10 protein-coding genes are annotated in these 12546 nt (G+C 72.8%); 4 read left to right on the top strand and 6 right to left on the bottom strand.

Translation table 11 applies throughout. The features are described from left to right. Positions 1–9: 9 nt before the first annotated feature. Positions 10–1467, top strand: coding sequence for a PLP-dependent aminotransferase family protein (locus tag AB0B57_RS15860; protein WP_357069603.1), 1458 nt, complete (start codon positions 10–12; stop codon positions 1465–1467). Between the two features lie 61 nt (positions 1468–1528). Here the strand turns inward: AB0B57_RS15860 and AB0B57_RS15865 are convergent, their stop codons facing one another. The 3 genes from AB0B57_RS15865 to AB0B57_RS15875 form a co-directional block, all read right to left on the bottom strand. Beyond that, on the bottom strand, positions 1529–3355 hold the full coding sequence (locus tag AB0B57_RS15865) for a long-chain fatty acid--CoA ligase (protein WP_357069605.1): 1827 nt from the start codon (positions 3353–3355) through the stop codon (positions 1529–1531). Between the two features lie 138 nt (positions 3356–3493). Then, the gene (locus tag AB0B57_RS15870) at positions 3494–4441 is read right to left on the bottom strand and encodes a terpene synthase (RefSeq protein ID WP_357069608.1); all 948 of its coding nucleotides are present in this window, start codon (positions 4439–4441) and stop codon (positions 3494–3496) included. Positions 4442–4568: 127 nt separating this feature from the next. Then, the gene (locus AB0B57_RS15875) at positions 4569–5198 is read right to left on the bottom strand and encodes a TIGR03085 family metal-binding protein (RefSeq protein WP_357069610.1); all 630 of its coding nucleotides are present in this window, start codon (positions 5196–5198) and stop codon (positions 4569–4571) included. 173 nt (positions 5199–5371) lie between these two features. Here AB0B57_RS15875 and AB0B57_RS15880 point away from each other — a divergent pair, with 173 nt between their 5' ends. From AB0B57_RS15880 to AB0B57_RS15890, 3 genes are all read left to right on the top strand, one after another. Further along, positions 5372–7255 carry an ABC transporter ATP-binding protein gene (locus tag AB0B57_RS15880; RefSeq protein ID WP_357069612.1) on the top strand — a complete coding sequence of 628 codons (1884 nt, stop codon included), beginning with the start codon at positions 5372–5374 and terminating at the stop codon, positions 7253–7255. A gap of 74 nt (positions 7256–7329) precedes the next feature. Further along, positions 7330–9108: an ABC transporter ATP-binding protein gene (locus AB0B57_RS15885; protein WP_357069614.1), complete on the top strand. Its 1779-nt coding sequence runs from the start codon at positions 7330–7332 to the stop codon at positions 9106–9108. Between the two features lie 87 nt (positions 9109–9195). Beyond that, the gene (locus tag AB0B57_RS15890) at positions 9196–9945 is read left to right on the top strand and encodes a DUF2470 domain-containing protein (protein WP_357069617.1); all 750 of its coding nucleotides are present in this window, start codon (positions 9196–9198) and stop codon (positions 9943–9945) included. A gap of 32 nt (positions 9946–9977) precedes the next feature. Here the strand turns inward: AB0B57_RS15890 and AB0B57_RS15895 are convergent, their stop codons facing one another. The 3 genes from AB0B57_RS15895 to AB0B57_RS15905 form a co-directional block, all read right to left on the bottom strand. Beyond that, positions 9978–10574 (bottom strand): TetR family transcriptional regulator, encoded by a 597-nt coding sequence (locus tag AB0B57_RS15895; protein WP_357069619.1) that lies wholly within the window; start codon positions 10572–10574, stop codon positions 9978–9980. Between the two features lie 158 nt (positions 10575–10732). Beyond that, complete coding sequence (locus AB0B57_RS15900) at positions 10733–11488, bottom strand: ABC transporter permease (RefSeq protein WP_357069622.1); 756 nt, start codon at positions 11486–11488, stop codon at positions 10733–10735. After that, the gene (locus AB0B57_RS15905; RefSeq protein ID WP_357069624.1) at positions 11485–12222 is read right to left on the bottom strand and encodes an ABC transporter ATP-binding protein; all 738 of its coding nucleotides are present in this window, start codon (positions 12220–12222) and stop codon (positions 11485–11487) included. Before AB0B57_RS15905 ends, AB0B57_RS15900 begins: the two co-directional genes overlap by 4 nt. Positions 12223–12546 lie beyond the last annotated feature (324 nt).

Below are 12546 nucleotides of genomic sequence, written 5' to 3' on the forward strand. Positions count from 1 at the left end.
GGAGTGGTTATGACCGGGCAGGTGCGCGGCGTCCAATTGGCCCGTCTGCTCGGGCAGTGGCACGCCCTGCCGGGTCGTCGGCGCAGTCCTGACTACGCCGCGCTGGCCGGGTCGGTGCGCGGGCTGCTCGCCGACGGCCGGTTGCCGCTGGGCGTCCGCCTCCCGGCCGAACGGGAGCTGGCCGAGGCGCTGCGGATCAGCCGGACCACTGTCACCGCCGCGTACCGGCAGCTGCGGGAGACCGGGCACCTGGCCAGCCGTCGGGGTGCCGGCAGCTGGACGATGCTGCCCGGCAACCACCGGGTGGCCAGCACCGGCCTGTGGACCCCGCTCGACGACCGGGACATGCTCGACCTCGGCGTCGCCGCGCTGGCCGCCCCGCCGCAACTGCTGACGGCCGCCCGCGCGGCCACCGAGGACCTGCCCCGATACCTGGGCGGGGCCGGCTACCACCCGACCGGCATCATCGAGCTGCGCGAGGCGGTGGCCGGCGCGTACACCGCTCGGGGTCTGCCCACCTCGCCCGACCAGATCATGGTCACCAGCGGCACCCAGCACGCACTGGACCTGGTGTTGCGACTCGCTCTCGCCCCGGGCGGCAGCGTCCTGGTCGAGTCACCGACCTATCCGAACGCGCTCGCCGCGCTGGCCAGCCGACGCGCCCGGATCACCACCCACGGCTTGGCCGCTGACGCCGGGGGGTGGGAGCCCGACCTGCTGCTGGGCAGCCTCCGGCAGACCCGGCCCAAGCTGGCCTACCTGATCCCGGAGTTCCAGAACCCGACCGGGCACCTGATGCCCGCCGTGCTTCGGGAGCGTGTGGTGGCCGCCGCCCACGCGGTCGGCACCGACCTGGTCATCGACGAGTCCTTCGTGGACCTTGCCCTGGACGGCAGCGAGCCGCCGCCCCCGGTCGCCGTCTACGACCGGCACAGTCGGGTGATCAGCATCGGCGGGATGAGCAAGACCTACTGGGGCGGCCTGCGGATCGGCTGGGTGCGTGCCTCCGCGCCGCAGGTGCAGCGGCTGGCCGCCGTCCGGGTCGGGGTGGACATGGCCAGCCCGGTGCTGGACCAACTGCTGGCGGTGCACCTGCTCGCGGACGCCGAGGCCATCGTCGCCGACCGCCGCATCCAGTTGACCGGCCAACGCGACGCCCTGCTCGGCGCGCTGGCGCACCGACTGCCGGACTGGCGGGTCACCGTGCCAGCCGGTGGCGTGACGCTCTGGGCCGAGTTGGACGGCCCGGTCTCCAGCGCGCTGGCCCGGGCCGCCGAGGAGGTCGGCGTACGGCTGGCGCCCGGCCCCCGGTTCGGCCTGGACGGCACCCTGGAGCGTTTCCTGCGGCTGCCGTTCACCCTGCCCGCCGCGGACCTGGTGGAGGCCGTCGGGCGGATCGCGGCGGTCCGCTACGACCTGGACCGGACCGGCGGGCAGCGGTGGCGGGAGCCGGCCGTCATCGCCTGAGCCCGACCGACGGAGAAGCCGGTGGCCCCGCACCGGCGGGTGCGGGGCCACCTGCGACGCGTCACAGCTCGGCGAGGCTGCCGGCGTACATCTTGTCGATCTCGGCCGCGAAGTTGCTCTCCACGCCCCGCCGCTTGATCTTCAACGACGGGGTTATCTCGCCGTCCTCGATCGTCAGGTCGCGAGGCAGGATGGCCACCTTCTTGATCGTCTCCCAGCGGTTGAGCTTGGCGTTGAGCTGGGCGACGTACTCCTCGACCATCGTCCGGGCCTCCGGCGAGGCGACGATCTCGGTGTAGTCGCGGCCCTCCAGCGGGCCGCCGGCCACCCAGCCCCGGATCGCGTCCGGGTCCAGCGTGACGAGCATCGTGCAGAAGTTGCGGGCCTGACCGACGACGACCGCCTGCGAGGTGTACGGGCAGATCGCCTTGAACATTCCCTCGATGTGCGACGGCGCAATGTACTTGCCGCCCGAGGTCTTGACCAGCTCCTTCTTGCGGTCGGTGATCCGCAGGTAACCCTGCTCGTCCAGGCTGCCGATGTCACCGGTACGGAAGAAGCCGTCCTCGGTGAACGCGGCGGCGGTCTCCTCCGGGAGGTTGTGGTAGCCGCGCATCACCGGCCGACCGCGCAGCAGGACTTCCCCGTCTGTGTCGATCTTGCACTCCAGGTCGCCCATCGCCCGGCCCACCGTGCCGATCCGCAATCCCGACGGCGTGTTGACGAAGTTGCCGGCGCTGGTCTCGGTCAGTCCGTAGCCCTCGGAGATCGGCAGGTTCGCCGCGGCGAAGAAGGTCGCGATCTCCGGGCTGAGCGGAGCCGCGCCGGACACCATCACCCGCATCCGACCGCCGAGGCGGGCCTGCAGTTTGCTGAACACCAGCTTCTCGGCCAGGCCGTAGCGCAGCTTCAGCCCACCCGGCACCGGCTTGCCGGCCTGCTCCAGGGCCACCTTCTCCTTGCCGACCCGGACGCCCCAGGCGAAGATCTTCGCCTTCGCGCCGCCGGCACCCTGTGCGGTGGTCACCGCCCGGTTGTAGACCTTCTCGAACACCCGGGGGGCGCCGCACATCAGCGTCGGGCGGATCACCGGCAGCAGGTCGACCAACTTTTCCACCCGCCCGTCGACGTAGGTGGGCAGGCCGACGTGGATGGCGCCGCAGAGCAGGGTCTTGCCGAACGAGTGGGCGAGCGGCAGCCACAGGTACTGCAGGTCGCCGTCGCGTAGCAGCCCGCACTCGCTCTGCGCCACGGCCTCCCAGCACCAGCCGCCGTGCAGCAGCTCGACGCCCTTGGGGCGACCGGTGGTGCCGGAGGTGTAGATCAGGGTGGCCAGGTGGTCGGGGCCGATGCCGGCCACCAGCATGTCGATCAGCTCCGGCTCGGCGGCCAGCGCGCGGGTGCCCCGCTCCTCCAGCTCGGCGAGCGTCAGTTGCGGGATCGCGGCGGTGGGGTCGGCGGCGCCGTCGATGAGCACCACGTGGGTCAGCGCGGGCAGGTCGGCGCCGGCGATCTTCCCCGCCTGGACCGGGTTCTCCGCGAACAGCACCTTCGAACCGGAGTCGGCGATGATGTACGTCGCGTCCGCCGGCTCGGTGGTCGGGTAGACGGCGGTGGTCGCTCCGCCGGCGCACATGATGCCGAGATCGGCGACCACCCAGTCCAGTCGGGTGTTGGCGAGGATCGCGACCGGGTCCTCCTGGCCGACGCCCAGGCCGTGCAGACCGGCGGCGATCGCCTTGGCACGCGTGCCGACCTGCTCCCAGGTCAGCCAGACCGGCCCCGAGTCGTCGGGGGCCGGGGACGCGAACGCGTGCTGGTCGGGGGTGGCCGCCACGCGCTTGAGAAACATGTCCGGGATGGAGCGGTACGGGACATCGAGAGCCATCGCTGTAGCCGCCTTCGGGGGTGGTGGCGTGACGGTCGTCACGTCATGGTGGTTACCGAAGAGTATTGCCTGGCGCGGTGCGTCGGCTAGCCCCGGTGATCGCCCGGCCGTCGCACCCCGCCGATCGGTACTGTCGAATCAGGCGTACCGGGCGGCCACGACCGACCAGTCGTAGGTGGCGCGGACCCAGTTCCGCCGTGTGGCCAGCGCGTGGCGCACGGCCTCGTCCCCCCTGGCCAGCAGCGCCTGCTCGGCATCGACGAACGCGGCCAGCCCCTCGTTGAACTGGTTCGCCGCGGCCCGCAGCGCGGTCGCCTCGTCCGCGCCGCCGTCTCGGGCGAGCACCGTCACCAGGTTGTGCGCGGCCGGGTCGGCCTGGCTCTCCTTGCCGTAGGAGAAGAGGTCGTTGCACCAACAGACCAGGTCCACCGTCAGCAGGTCCAGGGCGACAAGTGCCGGCTCGGCGTGCAGGGCCGACCCGAGTGGCGGCGCCGCCGCCAGGTCGGTAAGCGTGAGGCAGGGGCGTACGCCGCCGATGTGTCGCCGCAGTTGGATGTACTCCGCCACCTCGGGCATCCGCCGCCGCTCCCGGTTGGCCGCCTCCCAGAGCAGCGCCAGCAGGTACTCCCGCAACTGGCTGACGAACCGCAACAGCAGTGCCGGGCGGTCGTGCAGCCGGGTCCGGCGGCACAGGTCGTGCAGCGCGTCACCGAGCGGCCCGACGGCGGGCGGTACGACGTCCGGGTCCCCGCAGCGGTCCAGCACGTCGATCAGGGTGCTGATCGCGGGCCCCAGCCGGGCCGGGTCGGCGCCGAGGCCGTCCTCGTCGCAGGCGTCGTCCATGACGAAGAGCCAGCTGATCAGGTCGGTGAGCAGTCGCAGCCCGTCCACCGATCCGTACGGGCAGGCGCGACCGGCCAGGCCGGCGGCGTCGGCCCGTTGCAGCCGGTGGACGCGATGGCTGGAATCGACCAGCCCGAACGCACGCGCCCACTCGACGCTCTCGCTCGCCGCCTGCTCCGTGGCCCCGTGGTGGTCGGCGCGAAACGGGGGCTCCCGCAGCGCCGAAATCGCAAAATTCCGCACAGTGCGCCCCCACTTCGTGCCGCTCGGCGCGGAGCGGCGCGGTGAAGCGTACGGGAGGAGAAATCAGCGTCTTTCGCTGGGTGTGGGGAATGCCACACCTCTGCTGTGACCGAATAAGCTCAGGGAGTCACATGCCCAGCCTGGCGGCACGCAGTCGACGCGCTACCTCCGTCGTCCCGTCCAGTTGGACCTTCGCCACCCGCTGCCGGCCGGAGAGGAACAGGACCAGTTCGGCGGGGGCGCCGACCAGCCGCAGCGGTTCGCCACCACGACCCACGGAGATCTCGCCGTGACCGGGTGCCTGCACGTAGAGGTCCGCCGGGAAGCGCCGCAGGGCCAGTCGGGCCAGCGGTGCGGCCCGCTTCCACAGGGCGCTCTGCAGGCCGGCGGGCAGGTCGCGTCGTTGCCACCCGGCAGCGGCCCGCCGCACGTCCTCGTGGTGGATGAAGAACTCCATGGTGTTGGCCAGTTCGTCGGTCAGGGGATTGCTGACCGGGCTCCACACCGGCGGCCGTCGCACCTGCGCCACCAGCTCCGGGTAGGGCCGCGCGGCGAGTCGACGACGGACCCGTTCGGCGTGGCCGCGCAGCGGCGGCAGCACGATCCCACCGGCCGCGTCCGGGCGGCGTTCCCGCAGCACCAGGTGGGCGGCGAGGTCACGGGTCGCCCACCCCTCGTTGATCGTCGGGGCGTCCGGCCCGAGGGCCAGCAGGAGATCGGCCAGCGCCTCGCGCTCGGCTCGGGCGTACCGCGGCATGGCCCGATGGTAGGCCCGGTGGCCCGCCGCCGCGCGCGGGCGGATGCCGGCCCGGCGCCCGCCGCTCGTCGCCGTCCGATACGTGATGGTCGACATATCCCGACCGGGTCGGCGCTGCAGGCCCGAACCGGTAAGGATGAGGGAGATAATTGCGGCTTACGGCGGGGGAGAGCGTGGCGAGCAAGACAAGTCGGGACGTGCTCAGCCGAGGGCTGGGAGTCCTGCGGCAGGCGATCCGCGAGCAGCCCCGGATCTTCACGATCGCGGTCGTCGGCAGCGTGCTGTTCGGCGGGATGATCATCGTCAGCGCCCGGGTCGTCGGGACGGTCATCGGCGAGGTGGCGCTGCCGGCCATCGAGCGCGGCGAGGTGGGTGCCGGCACCCTGGCCCTGGCGGCGGCCGCGTTGTTCGGGATCAGCGTGCTGCGGGTGGCGGGCATCTTCGGGCGGCGGCTCGGCGCCGGCTACATGCAGTACCGCCTCCAGGCCTCCTACCGTCGCCGGGTCACCCGCCGCTACCTGGAGCTGCCGCTGTCCTGGCACCACCGCAACTCGACCGGCACCCTGCTGTCCAACGCCAACTCCGACGTGGAGGCGGCCTGGTATCCGATCGCGCCGCTGCCCTTCGCCGTCGGCACGTTGGTGATGCTGGTCGGCGCGATCGTGTCGCTCTTCGCCACCGACTGGGCGCTCGCTCTCGTCGGCCTCGCGGTCTTCCCCGCGCTGTTCGCGCTCAACGTCGTCTACTCCCGCCGGATGGCACCCCGGCAGGCCCGGGCGCAGCGGCTGCGCGCCGAGGTCAGCGGCATCGCCCACGAGAGCTTCGACGGTGCCCTGGTGGTCAAGACGATGGGCCGCGAGGCCCAGGAGACCGCCCGGTTCGCGGGCCGCGCCGGTGAGCTGCGCGACTCGCTGATCGCCGTCGGTCGGCTGCGCGGCGTCTTCGACCCGCTGCTGGAGACGCTGCCCAGCCTCGGCACCCTCGCCGTGCTGGTGGTCGGGGCGTTCCGGCTGCGCCAGGGCGCCATCAGCGTGACCGAGTTGGTCAGCGTGGCGTTCCTCTTCACCGTGCTGGCCTTTCCGGTCCGGGCCATCGGGTGGGTCCTGGCGGAGTTGCCGCGCAGCGTCGCCGGCTGGGACCGGGTCCGCCGGGTGCTCGACGCCACCGGCGAGATGCCGTACGGGCAGCGCGTGCTCGACCCGGCCAACTCCGGCCCGGCCACCCTCACCTTCAGCGACGTGCACTTCTCCTACCCGCCGGCCGAGGCGCACCAGACCGGCGCGCAGGTCCTCGGCGAGGTCGGCTTCACCGTGCCGGCGGGCCGCACGGTGGCCCTGGTCGGGCCGACCGGCGCCGGCAAGTCGACAATCGCCTCGCTGGCGGTACGCCTCGTCGACCCGGACTCCGGCACCGTCGCCCTGGACGGGGTGGACGTGCGCGAGCTGACCGCCGCCTCGCTGGCCGGCACGGTGGCACTCGTCGCCCAGGTGCCGTTCGTCTTCGACGACACGGTCCGCGCGAACATCGCCCTGGACCGGTCGGGCATCGACGACGAGGCGGTGTGGGCGGCGCTGCGGCTGGCCGAGGCGGACGGGTTCGTCGCCGCGCTGCCCGACGGTCTGGACACCATGGTCGGCGAGCGGGGCACCTCGCTCTCCGGTGGGCAGCGCCAGCGGCTCACCCTGGCCCGCGCGCTGGCCGGCCGGCCGCGCCTGCTGGTGCTCGACGACGCGACGAGCGCGGTCGACCCCCGGGTTGAGGCGGCCATCCTGGCCGGGCTGCGCCCGTCGACGGCCCAGCCGGGGGCGCCGGCCGCGTCGATCCTGGTGGTGGCGTACCGCCGGGCCACCATCGCGCTCGCCGACGAGGTCATCTACGTGGAGCAGGGCCGGGTGATCGCCCGGGGCACGCACAGCGAGTTGTTGGCCACCGTGCCCGGCTACGTCGACCTGGTCACCGCCTACGAGCAGGCGGAGGCCGAGCGGGCGCAGGAGAGCGCGTACGGCGACGAGGTCGCGCCGCTGCCCTCGGGCCTGGAAATCGAGGTGGACCGGTGAGGAAGGCGGGACCGGTGAGCGCGAGGAGCGCGGCGAGGCGAAGCCCCGCGGTAGCGGGCGAGAGGCGGGATCCGGTGACGACGACGGCGGACGGGGACAAGCGGGAGGAGACGACCTGGCAGACCCTGCGCCGGGGTCTGGCGCTGTCGCCGGAGCTGCGGACCGGCCTGGCCGGCACCCTGGCCCTGGCGTTGGTCTACATGGTCGGTCGGGTGGCCGTGCCGGTGGCCGTGCAGCAGGGCATCGACCGCGGCCTCGTCGGCGGTCTGAACCTCGACGTGGTCTGGACGGTGGTGGCGGTCACCGCCGCGATCCTGGCGATCACGACGGTCTGCGGTTACCTGATGATGCGCCGGCTCTTCACGGTCAGCGAGACGGCCCTGGCCAACGTACGGACCCGGGCGTTCCGGCACGTGCACGACCTGTCGATGCTGCACCAGCAGTCCGAGCGGCGGGGCTCGCTGGTCTCGCGGGTCACCAGCGACGTCGACCAGATCACCCAGTTCCTCCAGTGGGGCGGGGTGATCCTGCTGGTCAACCTCGGTCAGCTGGTGGTCACCACCGCCGTCATGCTCGCGTACTCCTGGCAGTTGACCCTCGTGGTGTTGGCCGCGTTCCTGCCGGCGGTGTTCGTCATCCGGCAGTTGCAACGCCGGCTGGGCTCGGCGTACGCGACGGTGCGCCAGCGCACCGGCACGCTGCTCGGCACGATCGGCGAGAGCGTGGTGGGCGCGCCGGTGATCCGGGCGTACGGGATCGCGGGGCGCACCGAGCGGCGGTTGGACGAGGCGATCGACGCGCAGCGTCTGGCGCAGCAGCGGGCGATCCGGATCAGCATCGTGGGCAGCTCGGTCGGCGAGTTGGCCGCCGGGCTGGCGCTGGCCGGTGTGGTGGTGCTCGGCGTGACGCTGGGCGTGGACGGCACGTTGTCGATCGGCCAGCTGACCGCGTTCCTCTTCCTGGTGACGCTCTTCATCCAGCCGGTGCAGATCGCCACCGAGGTGCTCAACGAGGCGCAGAACGCGATCGCCGGTTGGCGTCGGGTGCTGGATGTGCTGGACGTCGCCCCGGACGTGGCCGATCCGGGGGAGCAGGGGCGCAAGTTGCCGGCCGGGCCGCTGGACATCCGGTTCGCCGGTGTGCGGTTCGCCTATCCGGGTGGTCCGCCGGTGTTGCACGACATCGACCTGGAGATCGCGGCGAAGAGCCGGGTGGCGGTGGTCGGTGAGACGGGCAGCGGCAAGACCACCTTCGCCAAGTTGCTGACCCGTCTGATGGACCCGTCGGCCGGGGCGGTGCTGCTGTCCGGGGTGCCGCTGTCCGAGGTGCGCTTCGACTCGCTGCGCTCCCGGGTGGTGATGGTGCCGCAGGACGGGTTCCTCTTCGACGCGACGGTGGGGGACAACGTCCGGTTCGCCCGGCCGGAGCTGACCGACGAGGAGCTGACCGTGGCCTTCACCGAGTTGGGCCTGTCGGACTGGTTGGAGGGTCTGCCGGCGGGTCTGGACACGCCGGTCGGGGAGCGCGGCGAGGCGCTCAGCGTCGGTGAGCGGCAGTTGGTCGCCCTGGCCCGCGCGTACGTGGCCGATCCCGATCTGCTGGTGCTGGACGAGGCGACGAGCGCGGTGGACCCGGCGACCGAGGTGCGCCTGCAACGCACCCTGGACGCGGTCACCAGGGGGCGGACCACCCTCGCGATCGCGCACCGGCTCTCCACGGCGCAGGCCGCCGACGAGGTGATCGTGGTGGACCGGGGTCGGGTGGTGCAGCGCGGCCCGCACGACGAGTTGGTCCGTGACGCCGACTCGGTCTATGGCCTGCTCTACGCCTCCTGGCTGGAGCAGACCCGCTGACGAGGTTTGCGGGGGCGGTGGACGCCGACGGTCGAGTGCTCTAGGCTCCGACTTAGGTAAGCCTACCCTTCGAAGGAGGTCGCGCCCATGCGGCCCAACCCCGCCGAGATCGTCCGTACCCTCGTCGCCGGTCGCCTGCCCGGCCTCGTCCATCTCGCGCACCGGCCGAGCCCGCACCACGCCCGGCACGTGACCGACCCGGACGGCCGGGTGCTGCTGCTGGTGCCGGTGGCCAGCCACCTGGCCGCCGCACTACAGCCGGTCGCCGGGACCAGCGACATCGCGGTGGTGCTCGACGTGCTCGACCTGCCACCCGCGGCCGGCGCGCCCGGCCTGGGCCGGGCCTGGGTCTCCGGCTGGGCGGCCGAGCTGCACGGCGACGAGGCCCGCCAGGCGGCGCTCGACTTCGCGGCGGTGGAGCCGACCGGAGACCTGCTCGACCTGGGCACCCGGTTCCGGCTGTTCCGCTTCGAGGTGATCGAGGTCCGCTGGGAGCGGGCCGGCGTCGTGCACCGGGTCGACCCGGGGGAGTACGCGGAGGCAGAACCGGACCCGGTGCACCCGATCGAGGCGCGCCTACTCGCCGACCTCGCCGAGCGTGGCGGTGCCCAGGTGACCGAATACCTGCGCCGGCAGCTCGGCCTGACCGACCAGAGCACCGACGGGCCACCCCGGGTGGTACGCATCGACCGCTACGGCCTGGTGGTCGCCCTCGACCGACCCGGCGCCCGCCGCCGGATCCGGTTGGCGTTCCCCAGCCCGGTGGCCGACCCGGCCGACCTGCCACGCCTGCTGCCCCCGCTACGCCTCCCGGCCAACACCCACCCCCCGCGCTGACCCCGCCCCGCGCGCCCGCGCGGGGCGCCGGGTCAGCTTGGCAGGGGGCCGGTGAGGTAGCGCTGGATCGTGGGGCCGATCGCGGCCACCAGGGTTTCCGGGTCCGCCGAGGCGACCGGCTCAAGGCGCACCACGTGCCGCATCATGGCCAGGCCGATCATCTGGGTGGCCACCAGGGAGCCGCGCAGCGGTAGCTCGGCCGGATCGACGTCGAGGTGTTCCAACACCCGGCGCAGCACCTGGGTGGTGACGAACTCGCGCAGCAGTCGGGCGGTCCACTCGTTGCTCACCGCGGAGCGCAGCAGTGCCTGCGCGGCGCCGCCGGTCGGGGAGTCCCAGACGCCGAGGAAGATGCGCACCATCCGCTCACCAGCGCCGTCCCGGTCGCCGGTGAGCACCTTCGGCACCAGCTGACCGGGGTCGAACGGAAAGTCCATCGCGGCCCGGAAGAGCTGGTCCTTGCTGCCGAAGTAGTGGTGCACCAGCGCCGGGTCGACCTCCGCCGCGCCGGCGATGGCGCGGATCGAGGCGGCGTCGAAGCCGCGTTCGGCGAACGCCGTCCGCGCCGCGTCGAGAATCGCCTCCCGGGTGCCCGAATTGCCGGGCCGCCGGCCGGTTCGCCGCGTCATCGCCGCCCCTCGTTCGTCCACCTGGCCCGCCGTGGGCCGGTCATCCCCGCAGCGCCGCCGCTGCGCCCCGCGTGCGCCAACCGCTGCGCCGCGCGTGCGGGCGCAGCCCCCGCCGGTGCCAATCGCAGCGCGTCAACCGCCACGCCGGAGCGGGGCTGTCACCCGCTGCGCCGACGCAGGGTTGCGGCCGCGAGCACCAGCGCCAGCACCACCGCGCCGAGCACCACCGCCACGTCCCGCCACATTGTGCCGGTCGGTTCGGCGTGGGCGCCGACCTCCTGCAACGCCTCGATGGCGTACGACAGGGGGAAGGCGTCACTGAGCGCCTGGAGCCAACCGGCCATCTCGTCGCGGGCCACGAACAGCCCGCAGAGCAGCAGTTGGGGGACCACCACGACTGGCAGGAACTGTACTGCCTGGAACTCGGTGCGGGCGAAGGCGCTGCACAGCAGCCCGAGGGCGACGCCGAGCACGGCGTCGACGACCGCGATCCCGATCACCAGCCCGATGCTGCCGGCGGTGTCCAGATCGAAGATCCAGTACGCCACACCGGCGGCGACCGTGGCCTGCACGGCGGCGGCCAGGCCGAATGCGATGCCGTACCCGAAGAGCAGGTCGAGCTTGCCCAGTGGCGTGGTGAGCAGGCGCTCCAGGGTGCCGGAGGTGCGCTCCCGGAGCATCGCGATGCTGGTCACCAGGAACATGATCACGAAGGGGAAGATGCCCAGCAGCACCAGCGCGACCCGGTCGAACGTCCTGGGTTGCCCGGGTGGGGTCGGCTGGTCGGCGTACATGAAGTAGATGAGGGTGAGCAGGGCGGCCGGCACCACCACGAGCAGCGCGATGGTGCGCCGATCGTGTCGGAGTTGGCGCAGGATGCGGCCGGTGGTGGCCGCCAGGATCCGGGCGTTCACGAGGCCTCCTGCCCGCTGCGGGCCGGCTCGGCGGCCCGGATGAGGCGCAGGAACGCCTCGTCGAGGTCGTCCACCCCGGCGGCGGCGCGGACGGCGGCCGGGCTGTCGTCGGCGATCAGCCGCCCCTGGCGGATCAGCAGCAACCTGTCGCAGCGGGCCGCCTCGTCCATGACGTGACTGGACACCAGCAGGGTGGTGCCCGCGGCGGCCATCGCGTGGAACCGGGCCCACAGGTCGGCCCGCAGCACCGGATCCTGGCCGACGGTCGGCTCGTCGAGGATGACCAGCTCCGGCTCCCCGACCAGGGCGCAGGCCAGCGAGGCCCGGCTGCGTTGACCGCCGGAGAGGGTGGCGACCAGTTGGCCGGCCGCCTCGGTCAGACCGACATCGCCGATCGCCCGGTCGGCCTCGGCCCGCCCTCGCCCGTAGAGCGCCGCGAAGTAGCGGGCGTTTTCCCGGACGGTCAGGTCGGCGTAGACGCTCGGCGCCTGGGTCAGGTAGCCCACCTGGTGCCGCAGCGCCGGGGTGCCCGCCGGATGACCAAGCACGGTGACCGTCCCGCCGCTGACCACCTGCACCCCGACCACGGCACGCATGAACGTGGTCTTGCCGCTGCCGCTGGGGCCGAGCAGCCCCGTCACGGCACCGCGCGGGATGCGGCAGCTGATGCGGTCCAGCACCCGCCGCCCACCCCGGTCCACGACCAGGTCGCGAACGGCTATCGCGTCGTCCATCACACACCTCCGAAGAAACTCATCACCTGTTGAACTCAACGCTAGATGAAATCCTGCTCCCGGTGCAACGGCCGAACCGGCCGACGGTTGCCGGCCCTGCGCCGAGCGCGAGAACGGGCAGTAGGCTTCGGACCGGACACAGAGTCCGCCAACGGGCATTGCGCGCCGATGGGGCGTACGGCACGATGGCGCCGTGGGTCACGCTCCGTTACCGAATAGCGGTTTTCTTGAGGACTGGGCCGCACGGTTGCGGCAGACCGTCGAGCGGCCGGTCGTCGGCATCCTGCTGCGCGGCAGCCACGCCCGCCGCGCCGCCACCGCGCA

Origin of the sequence: Micromonospora sp. NPDC049101, assembly GCF_040648675.1 — a bacterium.
In the GTDB taxonomy this organism is placed as follows: domain Bacteria; phylum Actinomycetota; class Actinomycetes; order Mycobacteriales; family Micromonosporaceae; genus Micromonospora.

Coding starts and splice junctions, on each gene's coding strand:
- AB0B57_RS15890 (WP_357069617.1), top strand. CDS start 9,196: ATGCGGCCCAACCCCGCCGAGATCGTCCGTACCCTCGTCGCCGGTCGC.
- AB0B57_RS15875 (WP_357069610.1), bottom strand. CDS start 5,198: ATGCCGCGGTACGCCCGAGCCGAGCGCGAGGCGCTGGCCGATCTCCTG.
- AB0B57_RS15895 (WP_357069619.1), bottom strand. CDS start 10,574: ATGACGCGGCGAACCGGCCGGCGGCCCGGCAATTCGGGCACCCGGGAG.
- AB0B57_RS15860 (WP_357069603.1), top strand. CDS start 10: ATGACCGGGCAGGTGCGCGGCGTCCAATTGGCCCGTCTGCTCGGGCAG.
- AB0B57_RS15905 (WP_357069624.1), bottom strand. CDS start 12,222: ATGGACGACGCGATAGCCGTTCGCGACCTGGTCGTGGACCGGGGTGGG.
- AB0B57_RS15865 (WP_357069605.1), bottom strand. CDS start 3,355: ATGGCTCTCGATGTCCCGTACCGCTCCATCCCGGACATGTTTCTCAAG.